Genomic DNA, 22,734 nt, shown 5'->3' on the forward strand with positions numbered 1-22,734 from the left:
TCGCGGGATAGTCGCTATGCGCACCATCGATAACGCCAGGACCCCGATGAAACCCATCGAACTCAACCGCATCGACCTGAACCTGCTCACCGTGCTGGCGGCGCTCATGCGCGAGCGCCACGTCAGCCGCGCTGCCGAGCGGCTGAACCTCGGCCAGCCCGCGGTGAGCCACGCGCTCGCGCGACTGCGCGAGCTCACGGGCGATCCGCTGCTGGTGCGCCAGGGCCGCGTGATGGAACCCACCGCGCGGGCCCTCGCCCTGATGCAGGGCCTGGGCCCCGCCCTCGCGCAGATCGAGGCCACGTTCCGAGCGCAGGCCGACTTCGAACCGGCGCGCGCCGCACCGGTGTTCCGCATCGGCCTGACCGACGACCTGCAGATCGCGATGCTGCCCCGCCTGCTGCGCGCGCTGAGCACCGAAGTGCCCGGCGCCAAGTTGGTGACGCTCACCGTCTGCTACCGCAACGCCATGCGCTACCTCGACCAGGGCCGTGTCAGCGCGGTGATGTCGTTCCTGAAAGACCTGCCCGCCGATGCGAAGGTGCGCAAGGTCCGCACCGCGCGCTTTGCCGTGCTCCACGCCGACACCGCGCCCGGCAGGCTGTCGCTCGACGACTACTGCCGCCGGCGCCACCTGCTCGTGACCTATGCCGGCGACCTGTGCGGCACCGTCGACGAAACGCTGGGCGAACTCGGACGCCAGCGCGACGTGCTCTTCTCGGTGCCGCAGTTCGGCAGCCTGCCCGCCGTGCTCGCCGGCACCGACCTGCTGGCCACGGTGCCCGAGCACGTGGCGCTGGCGCTGTCGGCGCAAAGCGGCCTGCGCTGCGAGCCCCTGCCCTTCGACAGCCCGAGCTACCCGCTGCGGATGGCCTGGCGCGCGGTGACCGACAAGGACCCGGCGCAGGCATGGCTGCGCAAGGCCATGCTGCGGGCCGTCAACGATTAGGATGCAGATCCACTTCCCTGGAGGACCCCGCATGCCGAGCACCGAGACCCACTTCGAACTGACCGCCAACGACGGCCATCCGGTGGAGGCCCACCGCTGGCAGGGCACCGCGCCGCGCGCCATCGTGCAGCTGGCACATGGCATGGGCGAGCATTCGCTGCGCTACCGGCCGCTGGCCGACGCGCTCACGCAGGCCGGCTACGTCGTCTACGCGAACGAGCACCGCGGCCACGGCCCGGGCGCCGCCGCGCGCGACGAACTCGGCGAGTTCGGCCCGCGCGGATTCGCCGGCCTCGTGGAGGACATGGCGCTGCTCAGCCGCCACGCGCGCGCCGAGCACCCCGGGCTGCCGCTGGTCCTCGTCGGCCACAGCATGGGCTCGTTCGCCACGCAGTACTACCTGGTGCGACACAGCGAGCTGCTGTCGGGCGCGGTGCTGTCGGGCACCACGGCGCTCGACCTGCTGGGCGGGGCGCTGCAAAGCGGCTTCCGTCTCGAAGACATGAACGCCGCGCTGCCCGACGTGCGCACGCCCTTCGACTGGCTCAGCCGCGATCCGACCCAGGTCGATGCCTACATCGCCGACCCGCTGTGCGGCTTCACCGTGTCGGCCGAAGGCATGGGCTCCATGTTCGCCAGCCTCGACGAACTCACGCCCGCCGCGATGCAGACGCGCATCCGGCCCGAGCTGCCGCTGTACCTGTTCACCGGCGACCAGGACCCGGTCAGCAACAAGGCCGAGTGGTTCTACCCGCTGGTGCAACGCTACCGCGACGCCGGCCTGCGCGACGTGTCGTGCCATGTGTTCGGCGGCGCGCGCCACGAGACGCTCAACGAAACCAACCGCGACGAAGTCGTGGCCGTGCTGCTGGCCTGGCTCGCGCGCATCGTGCGATGAAACTCCTCGCCTTCGACGAGGGCCTGGAACAGCGCCACATCCTGCCCTACGACCCGGCGTACGCCGAGGTGTTCGCGCAGGTGCAGCGCCATGTGCAAGCGCAGCTCGAGGGCGTGGAACTCGTGCACATCGGGAGCACGGCCATCGTCGGCCTGCGAGGAAAGCCGATGGTCGATATCGCGGCGATCACACTTCATGATGACCTGCGCATGGCTCAGGCGGAATTCGAAGCCCTCGGATTTCACCGTCGCCCCGTGTGGGTCGACACGGACGAGAAGCCCTACGTCTGCGCGTCCGTGCTGCACGAGGGCCGCAGGTTCAACCTCAACCTGCACATCTGCCATCGCGGCGACCCGGTGCACGTGGACTCACTGGCGTTCATGGAAGTGCTCGACCGGCGCCCGGACCTGCGCAGGAAGTACGAAGAAGCCAAGGACCGCGCCCACGGCATCGACCCGGCCGACCCGCAGGTCTACAACCGGGAAAAGGAAGCGGTGATCCGCGAGATACAGGCCCAGGTCCGGCAGGCGTAGCTTTAGAGGCTCGCCAGTATTCCGGTCGATGTGGCCTCGGCGGCCAGCTTCCCATCGGGGTTGTAGAGCGCCGCTTCGAGGAACGCCACGCGCTTCCCGCGCCGGATCACGCGCCCCTCCACCCGGCCTTCGCCAGGACCGACCTTCTCGTAGAAGCTCACCTTGATCTCGAGGCTGAAGACCGTCTGCGCCTGCTCGGTGTCGTGCATGACCGCATGGGCCATGGCGGCGTCGAGCCAGGCCGTGATGAAGCCGCCCTGGGCGATCGTGCCGTTCGTGTGGCAGTACTCGCGCCGCACGGTGAAGGCGGCCTTCAGCGTCTTGTACTCGGCGTCCCAGCCGGTCACGTGGAAGTTGCCCATCGATTCGGACAGCGCCTGGCCCGAGCGGATGCGGGCTTCGAGTTCGTCGTTCATTGGTTTCGTTCGCAGCAGGTGAAGCAACGGACATTCTCAGCCGAAAGCGTGCCCCGCCCTTGACCCGCTCAGAGGTAGCGCACCTCCGCCGGCACCTCGAACCAGTTGTTGTGGCGACCGTCCATGTAGCGCACCGGCGCGGTGGACAGCTCTTCGAGCGTCGCGTCGTCCAGGCAGGAGACGTTCACGCTGACGTAGGCGCCGCCGATCTCCGGCACGTTGCCGCGCCCGAAGGACTTGACGCCGCAATGGCGGCAGAACAGGTGCTCGGCGCTGAACGAGCCGAACTGGTAGCTCGACAGGTCTTCTTCGCCTGACAGCAGCGTGAAGTCGCCCGGCTTGACGATGGCGCCCCAGCCGCGCGATTTCATGCAGATCGAGCAGTTGCACTTGCCGGTGCCCGCGGCGAGGTCGATGAGCGCCTGGAAACGCACCTTGCCGCAGTGGCAGCTGCCGTGATAGGTCTTCTTCATGGTCGGTGTCCGTGGAAACGAGTGGAGGAAACCCAAGGCTACGACCCATTGCGGACAGATTCTGTCCTCGATCGCAGGCATGATGCGGCCCATGCTCTCCGCTTCCGCCCGCCTGCTTCGCCTGCTCGCGCTGTTCCAGGCCCAGCGCGCCTGGACCGGCGCCGCCCTGGCCGAGCGCCTCGAGATCACCGAGCGCACGCTGCGCCGTGACGTCGACCGGCTGCGCAGCCTCGGCTACACGGTCGACTCCACCTCGGGCGTGGCCGGCGGCTACCGGCTGGGCGCGGGCAGCGCCCTGCCCCCGCTGCTGCTGGAAGACGAAGAAGCCATTGCGGTGGCGCTGGCGCTCGGCCATGCCGGTACGGGCGAAGGCGACATCGGCAACGCCTCGATGCGCGCCCTCGCCAAGCTCGACCAGTTGATGCCGCCGCGCCTGCAGCGTCGCCTGGGCAGCGTGCGCGCCTCGGTGGTGCCGGTGATGCGCAGCAAGTCGGGCGTGCGCGTGAAGGCGGTGTCGATGTTCGCCGAGGCCTGCACCGAGCGGCGCGAACTGCGCTTCGGCTACCAGGACCACCACCAGACCGCCACGGCGCGCACGGTGGAGCCGCACCGCGTGGTGCAGACCGGCCAGCGCTGGTACCTGCTGGCCTGGGACACGGCGCGCCAGGACTGGCGCACCTTCCGTCTCGACCGCATCGTCGACGCCGAACCGACGGGCGCGCGCTTCACCGCGCGCCGCCTGCCGCTGGGCGACGTCGAGGCCTACATGGAACACGCGCTCAAGGTGTCGCCCTACCTGCACCACGCGCGCGTGGTCGTGCATGCCCCGCTCGCGGCGCTGGAACCGCACCTGGGCTGGGTGGGCGGCGTGCCCGAGGCCCTCGACGCGGGCCGCACGCGCGTCGTCACCGGCGCCAGCTCGCTCGACGCGCTCGCCGTGTGGCTGGGCTGCCTGGGCCACGCCATCGAAATCGAGTCGCCTCCCGAACTGGTGCAACACGTGGCGCGCGTTGCCGCACGGCTGGACACCATCGCGCGCCGGCAGGGTACCCCCATCCCCCGTCTATAGGATGGGCCCGCCCGATACCGGTCGATAGGCTTGCGGCACCTGCAACCTCCGAACGGAAACGGATCTGCCCATGCGCCTCGGCCCCGGTCTCGCCTGCGGAAGCCCGCCATGCCCCTGACCGCCACCCAGGTCGCCGTGGTCGAGGACGACAGCGGCATGCGCGAGCGCATCGCCCGCGTGATCGGCGCGGACCCGGCGCTGGCGCTGGCCTTCAGCGCCTCGAACGCGGTCGACATCCTGAACTGGCTCACGGACAACCCGGTCGACGTGCTGCTGGTCGACCTCGGCCTGCCCGACCACCCCGGCCTGCAGGTGATCCGCCAATGCCGCCGCATGCAGCCGGCCTGCGCGGTGATGGTGCTGACGATCTTCGGCGACGAGACCCACATGGTGCAGGCCTTCGAGGCCGGCGCGCGCGGCTACCTGCTCAAGGACGGCACCGAGGCCGACCTGGCGGCGCACCTGCGCCACCTGGGCGCGGGCGGCTCGCCGCTGCCGCCAGGCATCGCGCGGCAGTTGCTGCGCCGCTGGCAGGCCTCCGACGGCGCGCCCGGGCACCTCTCGTCGCGCGAGGCCGAAGTGCTCGACCGGGTGTCTCGTGGTTTCACCTATGCCGAAATCGGCGCGCAGATGGGAGTCTCCGCATCGACGGTTCAAACCCATATCAGAAACATCTACGGCAAGCTGGATGCGCCCCCACCCTCGGACGCCGTGTTGGCGACCCGCCCTCCAGGCCGGCTTTCCTAGCCGCGTGAGCCGCCCCTTCTTTTCCCGCATGCAAGCCGTGCTGCAACTGCTGCTGTGGCTGGTGCTCGCAGCCCCCTTCGCCCACGCTGCCACCCCGCCGGGCAGCACCGACGTGGACTGGGCCGAAGCCAGCCTCGAACCCGACGGCCTGCCGATGCAGGTGCGGCAGGTGGCGCTGCCCTTTCGCTGGGACCACGAGTTTCCGGGGCGCGGCGGCAAGGCCAGCTACCGCATCGTGCTGCCCCCGGACGCCGCCCGCGCGGACGATGCCCAGGCGCTGTTGATGTCGGGCCTGGGCAACCAGGCCGCCGTGTGGTTCAACGGCGCGCTGGTCGCCAACTACGGCGTACTCGGCGACCCGGCCTACGACGCCGGCAAGGGCAACCTGCTGATCCCGCTGGCCGCCGCCCTGCGGCGCGGCGACGGCCAGCCACAAGAGCTGCTCATCCAGGCCACCATCCAGCGCCAGCGCGGCGGCGGGCTGGCCAGCGTGCTCTACGGCCCCGAAGCCTCCCTGGCCCCGCTGCACCGCTCGCAGCAGAACTGGCGCAACACCTCGGCCATCGTCTACGCCGTGAGCCTGTTGCTGATGGGCGGCCTGGCCGCCGGTCTGTGGCTGCGCCAGCGCGACGCGCTCTACGGCTGCTTCGCGCTGGCTGCGCTCTCGGGCGTGGCGCGCAACCTCGACCGCGTGCTCACCGAAGGGCCCGTGCCCTGGCCGCTGTGGGGCGCGGTGGTGGCGGTCTGCTATGCCTGCCACATCGGGCTGATCGCTCGCTTCGTGCTGCTGGTGCTCGACCGCAACCCGCCGTGGCTGGTGCGCTCCATCTACGGGGCGCTGGCGCTGTCGGTGGTGCTGGCCTGCGCCTCCTTCGCCTTCGCGCTGCCGGCGCTTTGGACGACCGGGTTGGCGATCCTGCAGGTCACGAGCACCATCTGCCTGCCCTACGTGGTGCACGGCGCGCTGGTGGCGCGGCGGCGCATCGCGGGTGTGCTGATGGCGGCGGGCACGCTGGCCATCCTGGCGGGCGCGCACGACCTGCTGCTGGTGCGCATGGGCCTGTTCGGCGGCGCCTACTACACGCTCACCTCGCACGCGATCTTCTTCTTCGTGATGATCCTGGCCGGCCTCGTGGTGGAGCGTTACAGCCGCACCGTGGCCGACTACCGCTCGCTCAACGCCAACCTCGCCGCGCGCGTGGCCGAGCGCGAAGAGCAGTTGCGCGGCGCCTTCGAAACCGTGCGCAAGCAGCAGGAAGAACAGGCCGTGCTGCTGGAGCGCCAGCGCATCATGCGGGAGATCCACGACGGCGTGGGCTCGCAGCTCGTGGGCCTGCTCAACGTGGTGAACCAGCCCGCGCCCGACCGCGACGTGGTCGAGGAGCACGTGAAGCTCGCGCTCGACGAGATGCGCATGGCCGTCGATTCGCTGCAGCCCATGCACGACGACCTGACGACCGTGCTGGCCACGCTGCGCTACCGCCTGCAGCCCCGGCTGGACGCGGCCGGCATCGAGCTGGTGTGGGACGTCGCCCTCATCCCCACGCTCGCGCCCTTTGCCGCGCAGGCCGCGCTGCAGCTGCAACGCATCCTGCTCGAGGCCTTCACCAACGTGCTGAAGCATGCGGGCGCCACGCGCATCGTGATGCACGTCGGCTGGCACGGCGAGCAGACGCCGCCGCTGGTGCGCATCGTGCTCACCGACAACGGCCGCGGGCTGCCGGCGAACGAACGCCCCGGCGGCCACGGCCTGGCGAACATGCGTTCGCGGGCACAGGCCATCGGGGCGCGGCTGCAGATCGAGCGGGCCGACGCGCAGTCCGGCGGCACGCGCGTGTCGCTCGACTGGCCCTGCGCGCTGCCCTGAGCGCGCACGGGTCGGTCAGCCCAGGCGCACCGGCACGAAGATCTTGTCCTCGCCGCGCTGGATCAACAGCGCCACCGACTTGTCGGCCTTGGCCACCGCCTGGCGCACCTGCTCCAGGCTCTTGGCCGGCGTGCCGTTGATGGCCAGCAGCACGTCGCCGGCCTGCACCCCGGCCATCGCCGACGGGCCGGCCACGTCCTCGATCAGCAGACCGCCGTCGACCGAGGCCGCGCGCTGTTCCTGCGGCTGCAGCGGGCGCAGCGCCAGGCCGAGCTTGCCCTGCCCCGCCGTGTTGTCGGCCTTGGCGACCTGCGCCGGCTTGTCGCTGGCATCGCCGAGCTTGGCCTGCAGCTCCTGGCGCTCGCCCTGGCGCCACACCTCGAGCGTGACCTTCTTGCCCGGCGCCTGCTGGCCGATGACCGCCGGCAGGTCGCCCGACGACACGATGGCCTGGCCGTCGACCTTGCGGATCACGTCGCCCGCCTTCAGGCCGGCATGGTCGCCGGGGCCGCCCTTCTCGATGTTCGAGACGAGCGCGCCTTCCGGCTTGTCGAGCTTGAACGAATCGGCGAAGGCCTGGTTCACCTCCTGCACCGCCACGCCCAGGCGCGCATGCGTGGCCTTGCCGGTGGCGACGATCTGGTCCTTCACCTGCACGGCCACGTCGATCGGGATGGCGAACGACACGCCCTGGTAGCCGCCGCTGCGGCTGTAGATCTGCGAGTTGATACCGACCACCTCACCGCGCGCATTGAGCAGCGGCCCGCCCGAGTTGCCGGGGTTCACGGCCACGTCGGTCTGGATGAACGGCACGTAGCTGTCGTCGGGCAGCGAGCGGCCCTTGGCGCTCACCACGCCGGCCGTCACGGTGTTCTCGAAGCCGAAGGGCGAGCCGATGGCCAGCACCCATTCGCCGACCTTCAGGTCCTTGGTGTTGCCCAGCGCGAGCACGGGCAGGTTCTTGGCGTCGATCTTGAGCACCGCGATGTCGGTCTTGGCATCGGCGCCCAGCACCTTGGCGCGGTACTCGCGGCGGTCGGTCAGCTTGACGGTGACCTCCTTCGCGTCCTTCACCACGTGGGCGTTGGTCATGATGATGCCGCTCGGGTCCACGATGAAGCCCGAGCCCTGCGAGCGCACCGGCACGGCGCGCTGCTGCTGTTGCTGGCCGCGCGGTCCCATCTGCCCCTGGAAGTGACGGAAGAACTGGAACATCGGATCGTCGGGATCGATGCCCTGCAGCTGCGCCATGGTGTCGTCGTCCGGGGCCTTCTCGGTGCCGGTCACGCTGATGTTGACCACGGCCGGGCCGTCACGCGAGGTGATGGTCGAGAAGTCGGGCAAGGTGACCATGGCGGCCGGCGCGGCCACGGCGGCGGTGGTGGCCGGTGCGCCCACGGCGCGGGCACTGGTGTAGGCCCCAGCGCCGACGGCACCGATCACGCCGGCGCTGGCCAGCGCGATCACGAGGGCACGGGGGGAAATCAGGGCGGCTTTCATTCTTCGATTCCTTTCAATCCTGCGCCGGAGCGCAAACACGGTGAAAGGAATGTCGCGGCCTTGACTTAGGCGTCGCTTAAGCGGAGTTCACTCTTTGGGGGGCGCGAACGTCACTCGCACGCACAGCCCGCCGAGGCTTTGGGACTCTTCAAGCGCCAAGGTGGCGCCGTGCAGGTCGGCGATCGACTTCACGATGGCCAGCCCCAGCCCGCTGCCCGGCGCCTGCGGTTCGCCCGAGCGGTAGAAGCGGTCGAGCACGCGCGCACGCTCGGCCTCGGGCAAGCCGGGGCCGCTGTCGTCCACGCGCAGCTCCACCGCATCGGCGCGCTTCACGAGGCCGACGTCGACCCGCCCGCCCTCGGGCGTGTATTTCACGGCGTTGTCGATCAGGTTGCGCAGCAGCATGCGCAGCGCCTCGGGCTGGCCGCTCACGGTCGCGCCCGCGTCGGACTGCGCCACGCCGATGTCGATGCGGCGCGCCTGCGCAGCCGCCACCGCATCGGAGATCGCCAGGCGCGCCACCTCGGCCAGGTCGACCGTCTCGGGCTTGGCGCCCGCGGCCACGCTGGCTTCATGCCGGGCCAGCGCCAGCATCTGCTCGACGAGCCGCGTGGCGCGGTCGATGCCGGCCGACAGCCGGCTCACGGCCAGCGTGCGCGCCGCGTCGTCGGGGGCGCGCTGCAGGCCCTGCACCTGCAGCTTGAGCGCGGCCAGCGGCGAACGCAGCTCGTGCGCGGCATCGGCCACGAAGTGCTTCTGCGCGTCGAAGGCATGGCGCACGCGGCCGAACAGCAGGTTCAGTTCCTGCACCAGCGGGCGCACTTCTTCGGGCAGGTTCTCTTCGCTCACGGGCGAGAGATCGTCGGCCTGCCGCGATGCCACCTGCCGGCGCACGCGCGCCACGGGCGCCAGCGACAGGCTCACCACCCACCACACGACCAGCATCAACAGCGGCGCCATCAGCGCCACAGGCACGATGGTGCGCAGCGCGAGCGAGCCGGCCATGTGGCGCCGCGCCGCCATGTCCTGCGCCACCTGGATCACCAGCCCGCGTGTCTGCATCGAGAACACGCGGTAGGTCGTGCCGCGGGCGCGCACGTCGGCAAAGCCCAGCACCGCGAGCTGCGGCAGCGCAGCCTCTTCGGCCGACTCGAAGATGCGCACGCCGTCGACGGTCCACACCTGCACCACGAAATCGAAGTTCTGCTCCGCGCCGCCGAGTCCGCCCACGGCCGCGCTCGGCGGCAGGCCCGCGCGCAGCGACAGCGCCATCTGCTGCATGTGGTAATCGAAGATGTCGTCGGCCTCTGTCAGCACCGTGCGGTAGGCCACCAGCGCCTGCGCGCCGGCCGCGAGCACGATGGCGGCGAGCAAAAACACCAGCAGCCGCGCGCGCAGCGATCCGGTCCATCGCATCACGCGGCGCATCATGCCTTGGGCACCATGTAGCCGACGCCGCGCACGTTGCGGATGAGTTCGGCGCCGAGCTTCTTGCGCAGGCCGTGCACGTAGACCTCGACCGCGTTGCTGCTGATCTCGTCCTTCCAGCCGTAGAGCTTTTCTTCGAGCTGCGCACGCGAGAGCACCATGCCCGGGCGGGCCAGCAGCGGCTCGAGCACCGCCCACTCACGCGCCGACAGCACCACGGGCTCGCCGTTCACCGCGACCTCGCGCGTGGCGGGGTTGATGCTCACGCCCATGTGCTCGTACACCGGTTCCGCGCGTCCGGATGCGCGCCGCAGCAAGGCGCGGATGCGGGCCAGCAGCTCGTCGAGGTCGTAGGGCTTGAGTACGTAGTCGTCGGCGCCGGCATCGAGGCCTTCGATGCGCTGCTGCACCGAGTCGCGCGCGGTGGCGATCAGCACCGGCATGCGCTGCTTGCGCGCACGCAGGGCGCGCAGCACCTCCAGGCCGTCGCGGCGCGGCACGCCCAGGTCGAGCAGCACGAGGTCGTACTGCTGGGTGCGCAATGCGGATTCGGCGGCGTCGCCGTCTTTGACCCAATCGACCGCGTACTGCTCGGCCCGCAGCAGGTCGAGCACGGCCTCGCCGATCATCACGTCGTCTTCGAGAAGCAGGAGTCGCATGGTGGTGTCCGTTTCGGGGGTTCGAGGCCGCGCCGGCGCCGAAAGTTCAGCGCGCCTGCGTTCACAGGAGGGAGCGCACCTCGCGCGCCGCCTCGAACAGCAGCGGCAGCATCTCGCGCTGCAAGGTCTCTTCCTGGTAGCGCGTGCCCGACAGCACCACGTTGAGCGCCGCCACCGTGTGGCCCTGCATGTCGCGCAGCGGCACCGCCAGCGCCTGCACGCCGAGCTCGTGTTCTTCGCTGGCGAAGCAGTAGTCGTCCTTGCGCACCTGCGCAATGCGCTGGCGCAAGGCGCGCGCCTGGGTGATGGTGTGTGGCGTGAGCCGCGCCAGGTGCCGGCCCTTGAGCCACTGCGTGAGTTGCGTGGCGGCCATGGCGGCCAGCAGCACGCGCCCGGTCGAGGTGGCGTGGGCCGGCAGGCGCGCGCCCAGGTGCAGGCCGTAGGCCAGCACGCGCGTGGGCGTGCCGTAGCTGCCGCTGCGCGCGACGATGACCACCTCTTCGCCGTCGAGCACCACGGCCGAGAACGACTCGCCCGTCTGCGCCGCGAGCCGGTTCAGCGTGGGCTGCAGCGCGCGCGGCAGGCGCGACGATGCCAGGTAGCTGCCCGAGAAGCGCAGCACCTTCGGCGCCATCCAGAAGTAGCTGCCGTCGGTTTCCAGGTAGCCCAGGTGGGCCAGCGTGAGCAGGTGGCGCCGGGCCGCGGCGCGCGTGAGGCCCGCACGCTCGGCCGCCAGCGTGGCGTTCAGGCGCTGGCGCTCGGTGTCGAAGCTTTCGAGCACCGCCATCCCCTTGGCGATGCCCTCGATGAAGTCGGCGCGGGCGATGGTCATTCGTCGTCGGGAGTTCGTCGTGGATCGGTCGGCTGAAGAAGTGTTGCGCGATGATCGCGCACGCGTTCGCATGATCGCACAGAGCCTCGCCAGCCGCCGCCCCAACCGGCCGGCCGCGCCCTACGCTTGGCAAAACCCTTTCGGAGACACGAACATGCGCACCCAGGTCGCCATCATCGGCGCAGGCCCCGCCGGCCTTCTGCTCGGCCAGCTGCTGCACAAGGCAGGCATCGACAACATCATCGTGGAGCGCCAGAGCGGCGACTACGTGCTGGGCCGCATCCGCGCCGGCGTGCTCGAACAGGTCACGATGGACCTGCTGGCGCGCGCGGGCGTCGACACCCGCGCCAAGGCCGAGGGCCTGCCGCACGACGGCATCGAGCTGCTGTTCAAGGGCGCGCGCCACCGCATCGACATGCACGGCCTCACGGGCGGCAAGCAGGTCACGGTGTACGGCCAGACCGAGGTGACGCGTGACCTGATGGAAGCGCGCACGGCCGAAGGCCTCACGACGATCTACAGCGCGGCCAACGTCAGCCTGCACGACTTCGATTCGGCCAAGCCGCGCGTTCGCTACGAGAAACACGGCCAGACGCACGAGATCGAGTGCGACTTCATCGCCGGCTGCGACGGCTACCACGGCGTGAGCCGCGCCAGCGTGCCGGCCGACGCGATCCAGACCTACGAGAAGGTCTACCCCTTCGGCTGGCTCGGCGTGCTGGCCGACGTGCCGCCGGTGTCGCACGAACTCATCTACGCCAACACCGAGCGCGGCTTTGCGCTGTGCAGCATGCGCAGCGCCACGCGCTCGCGCTACTACGTGCAGGTGCCGACCGAAGAGAAGGTGGAGAACTGGAGCGACGAGGCCTTCTGGAACGAGCTGCGCGCGCGCCTGGACCCCGAGGCCCGCGAACGGCTGGTGACGGGCCCGTCGCTCGAAAAGAGCATTGCGCCGCTGCGCAGCTTCGTGGCCGAGCCGATGCGCTTCGGCTCGCTGTTCCTGGCCGGCGACGCCGCACACATCGTCCCGCCGACCGGCGCCAAGGGGCTCAACCTTGCGACGGCCGACGTGGGGTACCTGTCGCGCGCCCTAGAGATTTTCTACAACGAAAAGTCGGCCTCGGCGCTGGACCGCTATTCCGACCTGTGCCTGCGTCGGGTCTGGAAGGCCGAGCGCTTCTCGTGGTGGTTCACCTCGCTGATGCACCGCTTTCCCGAGACGGGCGCCTTCGGCCAGAAGATCCAGGAAGCCGAACTCGACTACCTCGTGCATTCGCGCGCGGCGTCCACCGCGCTGGCGGAAAACTACGTGGGGCTGCCGCTCGAGGACTTCTGAGCGGCGGGCGACGACAACACCTCGTCGACCCATCGCTGGTCTTCGTCGTAGATCCAGCATTCGCTGAGCTTGCCGTCCTTCACGGCGTAGCGCAGCTGGCGCTCGAGTTCGACCGGGCGCCCCTGATGCTCGAACTGCTCGACGGCGACGATCAGCCCGAAATGCTCGCCGGCCAGCACATCGCGGATCGCGACCAGCCGGCGGTTCGTTCGTTCCTTCACCTGCTTGAGCACCGCGAGGCAGGCCGCCTTGCCCCGGTGCGTGCCCGCGAGCGGGCTGCGGCCGAAGTAATGAAAGACGACCTCGTCGTGGTAGCAGTCGACGATGGCCTTGAGGTCGTTCGCGGCCCAGGCCTGCGCGTAGCGCTGCACGACCGCCCGGATCTCGCTCGCGGCAGGGGTTGTCGGCGTGCTCATCGTTCGCTGGCTTTCTCCAGTGTCTTCTTCATCGCGGCGCCGCCCTGCGCCATCATGGGTTCGACGTACGCCGCGAGCCCGTCGGGTAGCACGTCGGTGATCCAGAGGAAGCGCGACCGGCCTTCGCCGTGCGCGAACACCTGGGCCGACGCGTGGTGGTGCGTGGCCTTGCCGTCGGTCACGGTGTAGGCCAGCCGGCGGTTCTCGTCGTCGAGGGCCACGAGCAGCTCGCGCGCCACCAGGCCGTTGGCAAAGTGGACGATGCGGGCGCCCTGCCCGTCGAGTTCGCAGCCGGTGAGAAAGCCCGGCGCGAGGCGCGTGTGCACGGCGCCGAAGTCGCGCAGCGCGTCCCACACCTGCGCGGCATCGGCCTCGACGATGAATTCCTTGTAGACGGTGGCCATGGGGTCGATGCCTTTCGTGTCAGGGACAGACGGCCTCGACGTTGTTGCCGTCGGGGTCGATGAGGAAGGCCGCGTAGTAGGTCGGGCTGTAGTCGGCGCGCGGCCCTGCGCCGCCGTTGTCGGTGCCGCCGGCCTTCAAGCCGGCCTTGTGGAAGGCGGCGACGGTGGCATGGTCGGGCGCGCGGAACGCGATGTGCGTGCCAGGGCCCTTGGCGCCTTTCGCGGCATAGAGCCACAGCGCCGGTTCGCCGGCCGGGCCGAGGCCGGCGTAGCTGTCGTCGTGGGAGCCCAGCACGTGGCCGAGCGGCGCGAGCGCGGCTTCGTAGAAGCGCCGGCTGGCGGCGAGGTCTTTGACTTTCAGTCCGATGTGGTCGTACATGGCGATGACTTCCTGCTTGAAGGGTGGATCAAGCGGTCATCGTGAAGCAGCGCGGCCAGGCGGTCTTGGAAAATCTTGCGGTCGCCCTTGGCGGCGAGCCGGAACCCGCGCGGCGACACGCCGGCCGCGCGGTGGAAGGTGCGCACGAAGTTGCTCAGGTCGGCAAAACCGGCCTCGAGGGCGACGTCGGTCACGGCCAGGTCGCTGTCCGCCAGCAGGCGGGCCGCGCGGCGCAGCCGGGAGCGCACGAGGTACTGGTGCGGCGTGACGCCGAGCACCTGGGAGAACAGCCGCAGGAAATGGAAGGCGCTCAGGCCCGCCTGAGCGGCCGCGTCCTCCAGGCCGATCTCGCCGGAGGCGTGGGCCTCGATCCAGGTCGCGGCCTCGACCGCACGGCGACGGTCGCGCGGCGTCGTCGACGGCGGCGCCACGGGTTTGCCGCGCCCTTTCACCACGTCGAGGAAACGGCTGGCGAAGCCCATGCCCAGCTCGTCCAGGCCCACGTCGCTGCCGCCTTCGACCGCGACCTGCGCGAGTTCGCCCAGCACCATGAGTTCGGGCAGCGGCGGCAACGCCGAGGCATGCCAGCTGCGCCGGTCGCCGCCGATCAGGTCGACGAAGCCCGGCGAGAAGTGGAACGACAGGCACTCGTCGCCACAGGCGAAGTGCTCGTGGGTGCAGACGTAGTCGTCCCCCGGCGCGCCGACCAGCACCGCGCCGGCCACCAGCTCGTAGTCGCGGCCGAGCGCGCGGCAGCCGAAGCTGCCCTTGCGCACGTACGAGACCGAGTGCGTCTCGTGCACCTCGGTGAACGGCGCCGCGCCGACGCCCGCGTCGCAGCGGTAGGTCGAGACGCGGATCGCGTCGGTCTGCAGTTCGGTGGTGACGCGCATGATGACTTTCGCCGCCCTTCGATCACCGGCCGGCGGCGCTCAGTCGATCGTCTGCATGGCCTGCCACACGCGCGACGGGCTCAGCGGCATGTGCAGGCGGGGCGCGCGGGCGCCGAGGCCGTTGCGCGCGAAGGCGTCGGCCACCGCGTTGACGATGGCCGGCGTGGCGCCGATGGTGCCCAGCTCGCCCACGCCCTTCACGCCCAGCGGGTTGTTCTTGCAGGGCGTGGATTCGTCCATTTCCATCTGGAACATGGTGTCGACGATGTCGGCGCGCGGCGCGGCGTAGTCCATGAGGCTGCCGGTGACGGGCTGGCCGGTTTCGCTGTCGTACACCACCTGCTCGTACAGCGCCTGGCCGATGCCCTGCACCGCGCCGCCTTCGAGCTGGCCGCGCACGATCATCGGGTTGACCACGCGGCCCACGTCGTTGACCGAGCTGTAGGCCACGACGCTGATCTCGCCCGTGGGCGGGTCGAGCTCGATCTCGCAGATGTGGCAGCCGTTGGGCCAGCTCGGGCCGGCCACGGTGCTGGTGGAGTCGACGAAGATCTCGCGCCCCGGCTGCTTGGCGGCCAGGGTGAACAGGTCGAGCTCGAGGTCGGTACCGGCCACGATGAAGGTGCCGCGGCTGTAGACGATGTCGTCGATGGAAGCCTCGAACTCCTGCGCCGCGAGTTCGCGCGCCTTGTCGATGGTGCGCTCGGCGCCGATGCGCACGGCCGAGCCGCCGGTGAAGAGCGAACGCGAGCCGGCGCTGCCGAAGCCGTCGCCGCGGTCGGTGTCGCCGAGCACGACGCGCACCTTCTCGATCGGCACGCCGAAGGCATCGACAGCCAGCTGCGCGAGCGAGGTCGCGATGCCCTGCCCCATGGCGTTGACGGCCGAGAACACCTCGATCACGCCATCGGCCTGCACCGAGACGGTCACGCGCTCTTCGAACACGTTGCCGCCGGTCCATTCGAGGAACGTGGCGATGCCCAGGCCGCGCTGCTTGCCGCGCGCCGCCGATTCGGCCGCGCGGGCCTCGAAGCCCTGCCAGTCGGCCAGCTGCAGCGCCTGGTCCATCACCGACTCGAACTGGCCGGTGTCGTAGGTCTGCGCCATCGGGTTCTTGTAGGGCATCTGCTCGGGGCGGATGAAGTTGCGCCGGCGCAGCGCGATGCGGTCGATGCCGGTCTGGCGCGCGGCCTCGTCCATCAGGCGCTCGATGGTGAAGATGGCCTCGGGCCGGCCCGCGCCGCGGTAGGCGCCGGTGGGCGCGGTGTTGGTGAGCACCGCCTTGAAATGGAAGTCGATGGTCTGGATGTCGTAGACGCTGGTCTGCACCCACGGGCCGATCAGCAGCTGGATCGCGACGCCAGTGCCGGTGGCGTAGGCGCCCACGTTGGCGAGCGTCTTGATGCGCAGGGCCAGGATCTTGCCGTCGGCGTCGAGCGCCATTTCGGCGCGCGCCTCGATGTCGCGGCCGTGCGCGCTCGAGAGGAACTCTTCGCTGCGGTCGGCCACCCACTTCACCGGCCGGCCCACCTGCAGCGCGGCGTAGGCGACCGCGATGTCCTCGGGATAGGCGCCGGTCTTCATGCCGAAGCCGCCGCCGACGTCGCCCACGACCACGCGCACTTTTTCCTTGGCGAGGCCAATGGCCGCGCAGACCGAATCGCGCACGCCGGACGGCATCTGGGTGCTCATGCGGATCGTGAGGCGGTCGGTCTTGCTGTCGTGCGTGGCGAGCACGGCGCGCGGCTCGATGGTGAGCGCGACCACGCGCTGGTTGTTCACGTCCAGGGCAATCACGTGGGCGGCGCGCTCGAACGCGGCGGTGGCGGCTTCGCTGCTGCCGTGGCGCATCTCGGCGGCGATGTTGCCCGTGGCCTCCTCGCACAGGAGCGGCGCACCGTCGGCGGTCGCGCCCGGCAGGTCGACCACCATCGGCAGCTCTTCGTAGTCGACCATGACGGCTTCGGCCGCATCGCGCGCCTGCTGCACGGTGTCGGCAATGACGGCCGCCACCGGTTCGCCGACGAAGCGCGCGCGCTCGTGCGCCAGGGCGCGGCGCGGCGGGCTGGCGCTGTCGCTGCCGTCCGCGCGCTTGAAACCGGCGGCGCCGGGCATCGGCTTGACGCCGGCCTCGGCCAGGTCGGCCCCGGTGATCACGCGCAGCACGCCGGGCATGCCGACGGCCGCGGACGTGTCGATGGACACGATGCGCGCATGTGGGTACGGAGAGCGAAGGAAGACGAGGTGCGCCTGCTCGGAGAGCGTGACGTCGTCGGTGTAACGGCCGGCGCCTGCGAGCAGGCTTTCGTCCTCGAGGCGGCGCACCGCCTGGCCGCTGCCGAAGCGCGTGGGATTGGGTTCAGTGGTCAACGTGGTCCTCTTGTGCTGATCCCCGGCGCCCTGCACGTGCCTGCCGGATCCGCTGTGGTACTGCGAAAGCAAGCTGTGCACTATAGGTTTTTCGACGGGTCTTGTGGGGTTGTCTCGCGTGCCATCGGCGGTGGCACTGGGGCCGCAGCCTTGTGGACTGTTCCCGTGTGAGCGGGATTTTCCCTCAAGTGGCTTGCGTTTTCGAGAAGCCGTGTATACCTGCATCCATGCGACAACTGCCTTGGCTCGAACCCGGAGATGCACTGCCCGACCCCGCTTCGGCGTGGGACGAAAGGGACCCGGTGCCCGGCCTGCTGGCGGCCGGTGGCTCCCTCGATGTCGATACTCTGATGCAGGCCTACAGCCGCTGTGTCTTCCCCTGGTTCAGCGACGACCAGCCCATCCTGTGGTGGAGCCCCGACCCGCGCATGGTGCTGCGGGTGAGCGACTTCCGGCTGCATCGCTCGCTGCGCAAGACGCTGAGCCGTTTTGCCGCGACGCCCGGCTGCGAGCTGCGCATCGATCACGATTTTGGAACGGTGATCCAGGCCTGTTCGCAGTCGGCGCGCACCGGCCAGTCGGGCACCTGGATCGTGCCGGACATGGTCAAGGCCTATACGCAATTGCACCGCGCCGGGCACGCGCACAGCGTCGAAACCTGGATCGACGGCGAACTCGCGGGCGGGCTCTACTGCGTGGCACTGGGCCGGGCGGTGTTCGGCGAGTCGATGTTCACGCGCCGGCCGGACGCTTCGAAGATCGCGCTGGCCGGCCTGGTCGCGCTGTGCCGGCGCACCGGCGTCGAAATGATCGACTGCCAGCAGAACACCGCGCACCTGGCCAGCCTCGGCGCCCGCGAAATGCCGCGCGCGCGCTTCGTCGCGCACGTGGCCCAGGCCCGAAAACAGGAGGGCCCGCAGTGGCAATTCGACCCCGTATACTGGTCCGAACTCCTTTCCGAGCGACCTCCTCTTTCGACGTGACGTGACGTGACGCACCTCAAGGATCTTCCGCTTCACACGCTGCAGTTCTACGCGACGGCGCCCTATCCCTGCAGCTACCTGCCGGATCGCCAGGCCCGCTCGCAGGTGGCCACGCCCAGCCACCTGATCCACAACGACGCCTACTCCGACCTGGTGCTCAGCGGCTTCCGGCGCAGCGGCATGTTCACCTACCGGCCCTATTGCGACGGCTGCCGCGCCTGCATCCCGCTGCGCGTGCTGGCGCACAGCTTCAAGCCGAACCGCAGCCAGCGCCGCACCGCCAAACAGCACGCCGACCTGCAGGCGCGCGTGCTCAAGCTGTGCTTCGTGCCCGAGCACTACCAGCTCTACCTGCGCTACCAGACCGGCCGCCACTCGGGCGGCGGCATGGACCACGACAGCATCGACCAGTACACCCAGTTCCTGCTGCAAAGCCGCGTCAACTCGCGGCTGGTTGAGTTCCGCGAAACCCTGCCCGACGGCAGCCCCGGCGCACTGAAGATGGTGTCGATCCTCGATGTGCTCAGCGACGGCATCTCGGCCGTCTACACCTTCTACGAACCCGAGGACGGCGCCGGCTACGGCACCTACAGCGTGCTGTGGCAGATCGAGCAGGCCCGCAAGCTGGGGCTGCCGCACGTCTACCTGGGCTACTGGATCGAGCGCAGCCCCAAGATGCACTACAAGGCCCGCTTTTCCCCGCACGAAGTGTTGGTGGACGGCCACTGGCAGGCACCGAGCGATTTCACAAGGTAAAATGGCGCACGGTCATCACCGCATTGCGCCATGAGAAAAAACCTATCCGACGTTCCCGCCACTCCCGTCATCCAGGTCATCGAGCGCATGTTCTCGCTGATCGACGTCCTGGCCTCGCGCGAAGAAGCGATCTCGCTGAAGGAAATCAGCGAAAAGACGGGGCTTCACCCGTCGACCACGCACCGCATCCTCAATGACCTCGCGGTCGGCCGCTTCGTCGACCGACCCGAAGCCGGCAGCTACCGCCTCGGCATGCGCCTGCTGGAGCTGGGCAACCTGGTCAAGGGCCGGCTGAACGTGCGCGACGCGGCCCTGGGGCCGATGCGCGAGCTGCACAAGCTCACGCAGCAGCCGGTCAATCTCAGCATGCGCCAGGGCGACGAGATCGTGTACATCGAGCGCGCCTACAGCGAACGTTCGGGCATGCAGGTGGTGCGCGCCATCGGCGGCCGTGCCGCCCTGCACCTGACCTCGACCGGCAAGCTGTTCCTGGCCGCCGACGATCCGCAGCGCGTGCGCAGCTACGCCACGCGCACCGGCCTGGCCGGCCACACCCGCAACAGCATCACCCAGCTGCCCGCGCTCGAGCGCGAGCTGTCGAAGGCGCGCCAGTACGGCATCGCCCGCGACAACGAAGAACTGGAGCTGGGCGTGCGCTGCATGGCCGCCGGCATCTACGACGACCAGGGCAAGCTGGTGGCGGGCCTGTCGATCTCGGCCCCGGCGGATCGCCTCGACGAAGGCTGGCTGCCCAAGCTGCAGGCGACCGCCAACGAGATCTCGGGCGCGCTGGGCTTCAAGGACGGCGTGGCCGCAACGCCTGCGTCGGGCGCGAACGTGACAACGGGCGCCTGAGCGCCCGTTTGCTTTCGACTCTTTTTCTTCCCAGCGAGCCGGCCGGTAAGCCCTCCACGAGGGCAGCAGGCAGGCCGCTAACGGCCTCCCGCTCAACCGATCTCAGCCGGCGACCTGGAAGCCACGCGGACCCGACACGGCGTGCGTGGCCTCGACCCAGCGGCGAACCCGCTCGGCGTCGGCGATGCGGCTGAACTTGCCGGCCGAATCCAGGAACACCATGATCAGCTTGCGCCCGGCCACCTTGGCCTGCATCACGAGGCACTGGCCGGCTTCGGAGATGTAGCCGGTCTTCTGCAGGCCGATGTCCCACTCAGGGCTCTTCACGAGGCGGTTGGTGGTGTTGAACTGCAGCACGCGGTTGCCGACTTCGACCTGGTATTCCGGCGACGTGGACAGCGAACGCACCGTGGCGTCCGAATAGGCTGCGTTGACCAGCAGCGCCAGGTCTTGCGCGCTCGACTGGTTGCGGCTCGACAGGCCCGTGGGCTCCACGTAGCGCGTGTCCTTCATGCCGAGCATGCGGGCCTTGGCATTCATGATGCTCACGAAGGTCGTGAGACCGCCCGGGTAGGTGCGGCCCAGCGCGTGCGCCGCGCGGTTTTCGCTGGACATCAGCGCCAGGTGCAGCAGCTCGCCGCGCGACAGCGTGGTGCCGACGGTCAGGCGCGAACGGCTGCCCTTTTCGGTGTCGACGTCGTCTTGCGTGATGGTGATGAGTTCGTCGTTCGGCAGATGGGCCTCGCTGATCAGCAGACCGGTCATGAGCTTGGTGAGCGAAGCGATCGGCAACACGGCGTGGTCGTTCTTGCTGAACAGCACCTCGTGGGTGTCCTGGTCGATCACCAGGGCGACGCTCGACTTCAGGTCGAGCGCGTCGTCGGTGCTGTGCAGGCCGGCCATCTGGCCGAAGGACTGGCGAGCCGGCGTCTCGACGCGCACCACCGAACGGCGCTGCACGGCGACGACGGTCTTGCCGTTCTTCTTGTGGATGGTGGCCACGACATTGCGGCCGCCGCGCACGACCTTGTCGGCCTGCTCGGCGCGACCGCCCCGTGCCACCTTGGAAGCGGACGCATTGCGTTGCTTGACCTCGGCGGGGGCCTTCGCCTTCTTGGCGACGGCGGACTTGGCGGCAGCGGGTTTTTCCTTCTTCGCAGCCTGGGCGCCAGGCAGCAAAAACGCCGAGGCGCACAGCGCCACGGCGAGGAACTTGAAGGCGGGTAGGAACCGCTGGATGGAAACTCGACGTAGACGGGTTTCAGGCATCAATAAATCTCCAGCGGCAACAAACGAGGACCGCAGTGTATCGAAATCAAAAAAGACACGCAATATCAGTTACTTGCATCCTCTTCTTCATTCGAATACCAAGGAACGCCTGAAAACCTAACCTTGTGCCGCCACTCTCTCAGCTTGGCTCTGTAACTTGTTGAGCGCACTCAAATAAGCCTTTGCCGAAGCGACCACGATGTCTGGGTCTGCACCCACACCGTTGACCACCCGCCCTGCGTTTTGTAACCGGACTGTAACTTCTCCCTGGCTTTCCGTCGAGCCGCTGATGGCGTTTACAGAGTAAAGAACCATCTCGGCGCCGCTCTTGACGTGGGCCTCGATGGCCTTGAGGGACGCATCGACCGGCCCGTTGCCGTCGGATTCGCTGGTGACTTCCTTGCCCTGGACCGTGAACACGATCTTGGCCTGGGGCCGTTCGCCGGTTTCGCTGTGCTGGGAGAGAGAGACGAAAGCAAACTGTTCACCAACGTGCGACAGCTCTTCCGCGCTGACCAGCGCCAAGATGTCTTCGTCGAAAATTTCGGACTTGCGGTCGGCCAGCTCCTTGAAACGCGCGAACGCGGCGTTGACCTCGGTTTCGCTTTCCATCGTCACACCCAGGTCCTGCAGGCGCTGCTTGAAAGCGTTGCGACCGCTGAGCTTGCCCAGCACGATCTTGTTGGCGGTCCAGCCCACGTCTTCGGCGCGCATGATCTCGTAGGTGTCGCGCGCCTTGAGCACGCCGTCCTGGTGGATGCCCGAGGCGTGCGCGAACGCGTTGGCGCCCACCACCGCCTTGTTGGGCTGCACCACGAAGCCGGTGGTCTGGCTGACCATGCGGCTGGCGGCCACGATGTGCTGGGTGTCGATGTTCAGGTCGAGCCCGAAGTAGTCTCTGCGCGTCTTCACGGCCATGACCACTTCTTCGAGCGAACAGTTGCCCGCGCGCTCGCCCAGGCCGTTGATCGTGCACTCGACCTGGCGCGCGCCGCCGATCTTCACGCCGGCCAGCGAGTTCGCCACGGCCATGCCCAGGTCGTTGTGGCAATGCACCGACCAGATCGCCTTGTCGCTGTTGGGAATGCGCTCGCGCAGCATCTTGATGAAGTTGCCGTACAGCTCGGGGATGGCGTAGCCGACGGTGTCGGGCACATTGATGGTGGTCGCACCCTCGTTGATCACGGTTTCGAGCACGCGGCACAGGAAGTCCGGGTCGCTGCGGTAGCCGTCTTCGGGGCTGAACTCGACGTCGGCGATCTGGTTGCGCGCGAAGCGCACGGCCAGCTTGGCCTGTTCATGCACCTCGTCGGGCGACATGCGCAGCTTCTTCTCCATGTGCAGCGGCGAGGTCGCGATGAAGGTGTGGATGCGCCCGCGTGCCGCGCCCTTCAGGGCTTCGGCCGCGCGCGCGATGTCGCGGTCGTTGGCACGCGACAGGCCGCACACCGTCGAGTCCTTGATCGCGTTGGCGATGGCCTTCACGGCCTCGAAGTCGCCGTTCGAGCTGGCCGGAAAGCCGGCTTCGATGACGTCGACCCTGAGCCGCTCCAGCAGCTTGGCGATGCGCAACTTTTCGTCGCGCGTCATCGAGGCGCCGGGCGACTGTTCGCCGTCGCGCAAGGTGGTGTCGAAAATAATGAGTTGGTCGGTCATCGTGGATCTCCTTGGTTCGTTCCCACCTTGCGCGTGCGGCTGGTGC

Annotated in this window: 23 protein-coding genes; 10 read left to right on the forward strand and 13 right to left on the reverse strand. The window is 69.1% G+C overall.

The window, feature by feature from the left end; genetic code table 11:
- The first annotated feature begins 46 nt into the window (after window positions 1-46).
- The 3 genes from AC07SQ_RS02965 to AC07SQ_RS02975 are packed head-to-tail and all read left to right on the forward strand — an operon-like array spanning window position 47 to window position 2,380.
- Window positions 47-949 (forward strand): LysR family transcriptional regulator, encoded by a 903-nt coding sequence (locus tag AC07SQ_RS02965; protein WP_495270770.1) that lies wholly within the window; start codon window positions 47-49, stop codon window positions 947-949.
- Between the two features lie 31 nt (window positions 950-980).
- Complete coding sequence (locus AC07SQ_RS02970; protein WP_495270769.1) at window positions 981-1,847, forward strand: alpha/beta fold hydrolase; 867 nt, start codon at window positions 981-983, stop codon at window positions 1,845-1,847.
- The gene (locus tag AC07SQ_RS02975) at window positions 1,844-2,380 is read left to right on the forward strand and encodes a GrpB family protein (RefSeq protein ID WP_495270768.1); all 537 of its coding nucleotides are present in this window, start codon (window positions 1,844-1,846) and stop codon (window positions 2,378-2,380) included. Before AC07SQ_RS02970 ends, AC07SQ_RS02975 begins: the two co-directional genes overlap by 4 nt.
- 2 nt (window positions 2,381-2,382) lie before the next feature.
- Here the strand turns inward: AC07SQ_RS02975 and AC07SQ_RS02980 are convergent, their stop codons facing one another.
- Both AC07SQ_RS02980 and AC07SQ_RS02985 read right to left on the reverse strand, forming a co-directional pair.
- On the reverse strand, window positions 2,383-2,796 hold the full coding sequence (locus AC07SQ_RS02980; RefSeq protein ID WP_307635666.1) for a PaaI family thioesterase: 414 nt from the start codon (window positions 2,794-2,796) through the stop codon (window positions 2,383-2,385).
- 68 nt (window positions 2,797-2,864) lie between these two features.
- Window positions 2,865-3,269 carry a GFA family protein gene (locus tag AC07SQ_RS02985; protein WP_495270767.1) on the reverse strand — a complete coding sequence of 135 codons (405 nt, stop codon included), beginning with the start codon at window positions 3,267-3,269 and terminating at the stop codon, window positions 2,865-2,867.
- Window positions 3,270-3,360: 91 nt separating this feature from the next.
- Between AC07SQ_RS02985 and AC07SQ_RS02990 the strand changes: the two genes are divergently transcribed.
- The 3 genes from AC07SQ_RS02990 to AC07SQ_RS03000 all read left to right on the forward strand — a co-directional run bounded on the left by AC07SQ_RS02990 (window position 3,361) and on the right by AC07SQ_RS03000 (window position 6,952).
- Window positions 3,361-4,338, forward strand: a complete 978-nt coding sequence (locus AC07SQ_RS02990; protein WP_495270766.1) for a helix-turn-helix transcriptional regulator — start codon at window positions 3,361-3,363, stop codon at window positions 4,336-4,338.
- Between the two features lie 108 nt (window positions 4,339-4,446).
- Window positions 4,447-5,085 (forward strand): response regulator, encoded by a 639-nt coding sequence (locus AC07SQ_RS02995; RefSeq protein WP_159276685.1) that lies wholly within the window; start codon window positions 4,447-4,449, stop codon window positions 5,083-5,085.
- Between the two features lie 28 nt (window positions 5,086-5,113).
- Window positions 5,114-6,952 (forward strand): sensor histidine kinase, encoded by a 1,839-nt coding sequence (locus AC07SQ_RS03000; protein ID WP_495270765.1) that lies wholly within the window; start codon window positions 5,114-5,116, stop codon window positions 6,950-6,952.
- A 15-nt stretch (window positions 6,953-6,967) separates the two neighbouring features.
- Here the strand turns inward: AC07SQ_RS03000 and AC07SQ_RS03005 are convergent, their stop codons facing one another.
- The 4 genes from AC07SQ_RS03005 to AC07SQ_RS03020 form a co-directional block, all read right to left on the reverse strand.
- Entirely contained in the window at window positions 6,968-8,452 is a 1,485-nt protein-coding gene (locus tag AC07SQ_RS03005) for a Do family serine endopeptidase (protein ID WP_095950187.1), read from the reverse strand.
- Between the two features lie 87 nt (window positions 8,453-8,539).
- Window positions 8,540-9,868: an ATP-binding protein gene (locus AC07SQ_RS03010; protein ID WP_495270764.1), complete on the reverse strand. Its 1,329-nt coding sequence runs from the start codon at window positions 9,866-9,868 to the stop codon at window positions 8,540-8,542.
- An 11-nt stretch (window positions 9,869-9,879) separates the two neighbouring features.
- Window positions 9,880-10,539, reverse strand: coding sequence for a response regulator (locus tag AC07SQ_RS03015; RefSeq protein WP_062478105.1), 660 nt, complete (start codon window positions 10,537-10,539; stop codon window positions 9,880-9,882).
- A 61-nt stretch (window positions 10,540-10,600) separates the two neighbouring features.
- The gene (locus tag AC07SQ_RS03020; protein WP_070060906.1) at window positions 10,601-11,371 is read right to left on the reverse strand and encodes an IclR family transcriptional regulator domain-containing protein; all 771 of its coding nucleotides are present in this window, start codon (window positions 11,369-11,371) and stop codon (window positions 10,601-10,603) included.
- Window positions 11,372-11,525: 154 nt separating this feature from the next.
- Between AC07SQ_RS03020 and pobA the strand changes: the two genes are divergently transcribed.
- Window positions 11,526-12,707 carry a 4-hydroxybenzoate 3-monooxygenase gene (gene pobA / locus AC07SQ_RS03025; RefSeq protein WP_495270763.1) on the forward strand — a complete coding sequence of 394 codons (1,182 nt, stop codon included), beginning with the start codon at window positions 11,526-11,528 and terminating at the stop codon, window positions 12,705-12,707.
- Here the strand turns inward: pobA and AC07SQ_RS03030 are convergent.
- From AC07SQ_RS03030 to AC07SQ_RS03050, 5 genes are read right to left on the reverse strand one after another with little or no spacing between them, the layout of a single operon-like run.
- The gene (locus tag AC07SQ_RS03030) at window positions 12,677-13,123 is read right to left on the reverse strand and encodes a nuclear transport factor 2 family protein (protein WP_495270762.1); all 447 of its coding nucleotides are present in this window, start codon (window positions 13,121-13,123) and stop codon (window positions 12,677-12,679) included. The two genes, pobA and AC07SQ_RS03030, sit on opposite strands and share 31 nt — an antisense overlap.
- Entirely contained in the window at window positions 13,120-13,527 is a 408-nt protein-coding gene (locus tag AC07SQ_RS03035; protein WP_495270761.1) for an SRPBCC family protein, read from the reverse strand. The genes AC07SQ_RS03030 and AC07SQ_RS03035 overlap by 4 nt, the downstream gene beginning before the upstream one ends.
- Window positions 13,528-13,546: 19 nt before the next feature.
- A complete protein-coding gene (locus AC07SQ_RS03040) occupies window positions 13,547-13,906 on the reverse strand; it encodes a VOC family protein (protein WP_495270760.1) in 360 nt (119 codons plus the stop codon).
- Window positions 13,885-14,799 carry a helix-turn-helix domain-containing protein gene (locus AC07SQ_RS03045; protein WP_495270759.1) on the reverse strand — a complete coding sequence of 305 codons (915 nt, stop codon included), beginning with the start codon at window positions 14,797-14,799 and terminating at the stop codon, window positions 13,885-13,887. The genes AC07SQ_RS03040 and AC07SQ_RS03045 overlap by 22 nt, the downstream gene beginning before the upstream one ends.
- A 39-nt stretch (window positions 14,800-14,838) precedes the next feature.
- Entirely contained in the window at window positions 14,839-17,169 is a 2,331-nt protein-coding gene (locus AC07SQ_RS03050; RefSeq protein WP_070060911.1) for a xanthine dehydrogenase family protein molybdopterin-binding subunit, read from the reverse strand.
- Window positions 17,170-17,396: 227 nt separating this feature from the next.
- Here AC07SQ_RS03050 and aat point away from each other — a divergent pair, with 227 nt between their 5' ends.
- The 3 genes from aat to AC07SQ_RS03065 are packed head-to-tail and all read left to right on the forward strand — an operon-like array spanning window position 17,397 to window position 19,763.
- Window positions 17,397-18,152, forward strand: a complete 756-nt coding sequence (aat, locus tag AC07SQ_RS03055; RefSeq protein ID WP_495270758.1) for a leucyl/phenylalanyl-tRNA--protein transferase — start codon at window positions 17,397-17,399, stop codon at window positions 18,150-18,152.
- A gap of 6 nt (window positions 18,153-18,158) precedes the next feature.
- Window positions 18,159-18,908, forward strand: a complete 750-nt coding sequence (locus AC07SQ_RS03060) for an arginyltransferase (RefSeq protein ID WP_062478083.1) — start codon at window positions 18,159-18,161, stop codon at window positions 18,906-18,908.
- A gap of 30 nt (window positions 18,909-18,938) precedes the next feature.
- Window positions 18,939-19,763 (forward strand): IclR family transcriptional regulator, encoded by an 825-nt coding sequence (locus AC07SQ_RS03065; protein WP_062478081.1) that lies wholly within the window; start codon window positions 18,939-18,941, stop codon window positions 19,761-19,763.
- Window positions 19,764-19,865: 102 nt separating this feature from the next.
- Here AC07SQ_RS03065 and AC07SQ_RS03070 read toward each other — a convergent pair whose 3' ends face one another.
- Window positions 19,866-21,032 (reverse strand): serine hydrolase, encoded by a 1,167-nt coding sequence (locus AC07SQ_RS03070; RefSeq protein ID WP_495270757.1) that lies wholly within the window; start codon window positions 21,030-21,032, stop codon window positions 19,866-19,868.
- A gap of 117 nt (window positions 21,033-21,149) precedes the next feature.
- A complete protein-coding gene (locus tag AC07SQ_RS03075; RefSeq protein WP_070060915.1) occupies window positions 21,150-22,688 on the reverse strand; it encodes a 2-isopropylmalate synthase in 1,539 nt (512 codons plus the stop codon).
- Window positions 22,689-22,734: the final 46 nt, after the last annotated feature.

It is taken from the genome of Variovorax sp. GW821-FHT06D12 (assembly GCF_059419205.1).

What these genes read in the sequence shown, in the direction of transcription:
- AC07SQ_RS02990 (WP_495270766.1), top strand. Translation starts at nt 3,361, where the DNA reads ATGCTCTCCGCTTCCGCCCGCCTGCTTCGCCTGCTCGCGCTGTTCCAG.
- AC07SQ_RS03005 (WP_095950187.1), bottom strand. Translation starts at nt 8,452, where the DNA reads ATGAAAGCCGCCCTGATTTCCCCCCGTGCCCTCGTGATCGCGCTGGCC.
- pobA (WP_495270763.1), top strand. Translation starts at nt 11,526, where the DNA reads ATGCGCACCCAGGTCGCCATCATCGGCGCAGGCCCCGCCGGCCTTCTG.
- AC07SQ_RS03075 (WP_070060915.1), bottom strand. Translation starts at nt 22,688, where the DNA reads ATGACCGACCAACTCATTATTTTCGACACCACCTTGCGCGACGGCGAA.
- AC07SQ_RS02995 (WP_159276685.1), top strand. Translation starts at nt 4,447, where the DNA reads ATGCCCCTGACCGCCACCCAGGTCGCCGTGGTCGAGGACGACAGCGGC.
- AC07SQ_RS03040 (WP_495270760.1), bottom strand. Translation starts at nt 13,906, where the DNA reads ATGTACGACCACATCGGACTGAAAGTCAAAGACCTCGCCGCCAGCCGG.
- AC07SQ_RS03000 (WP_495270765.1), top strand. Translation starts at nt 5,114, where the DNA reads ATGCAAGCCGTGCTGCAACTGCTGCTGTGGCTGGTGCTCGCAGCCCCC.
- AC07SQ_RS03030 (WP_495270762.1), bottom strand. Translation starts at nt 13,123, where the DNA reads ATGAGCACGCCGACAACCCCTGCCGCGAGCGAGATCCGGGCGGTCGTG.
- AC07SQ_RS03020 (WP_070060906.1), bottom strand. Translation starts at nt 11,371, where the DNA reads ATGACCATCGCCCGCGCCGACTTCATCGAGGGCATCGCCAAGGGGATG.
- aat (WP_495270758.1), top strand. Translation starts at nt 17,397, where the DNA reads ATGCGACAACTGCCTTGGCTCGAACCCGGAGATGCACTGCCCGACCCC.
- AC07SQ_RS02970 (WP_495270769.1), top strand. Translation starts at nt 981, where the DNA reads ATGCCGAGCACCGAGACCCACTTCGAACTGACCGCCAACGACGGCCAT.
- AC07SQ_RS03035 (WP_495270761.1), bottom strand. Translation starts at nt 13,527, where the DNA reads ATGGCCACCGTCTACAAGGAATTCATCGTCGAGGCCGATGCCGCGCAG.
- AC07SQ_RS02965 (WP_495270770.1), top strand. Translation starts at nt 47, where the DNA reads ATGAAACCCATCGAACTCAACCGCATCGACCTGAACCTGCTCACCGTG.
- AC07SQ_RS02975 (WP_495270768.1), top strand. Translation starts at nt 1,844, where the DNA reads ATGAAACTCCTCGCCTTCGACGAGGGCCTGGAACAGCGCCACATCCTG.
- AC07SQ_RS02980 (WP_307635666.1), bottom strand. Translation starts at nt 2,796, where the DNA reads ATGAACGACGAACTCGAAGCCCGCATCCGCTCGGGCCAGGCGCTGTCC.
- AC07SQ_RS03010 (WP_495270764.1), bottom strand. Translation starts at nt 9,868, where the DNA reads ATGCGATGGACCGGATCGCTGCGCGCGCGGCTGCTGGTGTTTTTGCTC.
- AC07SQ_RS02985 (WP_495270767.1), bottom strand. Translation starts at nt 3,269, where the DNA reads ATGAAGAAGACCTATCACGGCAGCTGCCACTGCGGCAAGGTGCGTTTC.
- AC07SQ_RS03015 (WP_062478105.1), bottom strand. Translation starts at nt 10,539, where the DNA reads ATGCGACTCCTGCTTCTCGAAGACGACGTGATGATCGGCGAGGCCGTG.
- AC07SQ_RS03070 (WP_495270757.1), bottom strand. Translation starts at nt 21,032, where the DNA reads ATGCCTGAAACCCGTCTACGTCGAGTTTCCATCCAGCGGTTCCTACCC.
- AC07SQ_RS03045 (WP_495270759.1), bottom strand. Translation starts at nt 14,799, where the DNA reads ATGCGCGTCACCACCGAACTGCAGACCGACGCGATCCGCGTCTCGACC.
- AC07SQ_RS03065 (WP_062478081.1), top strand. Translation starts at nt 18,939, where the DNA reads ATGAGAAAAAACCTATCCGACGTTCCCGCCACTCCCGTCATCCAGGTC.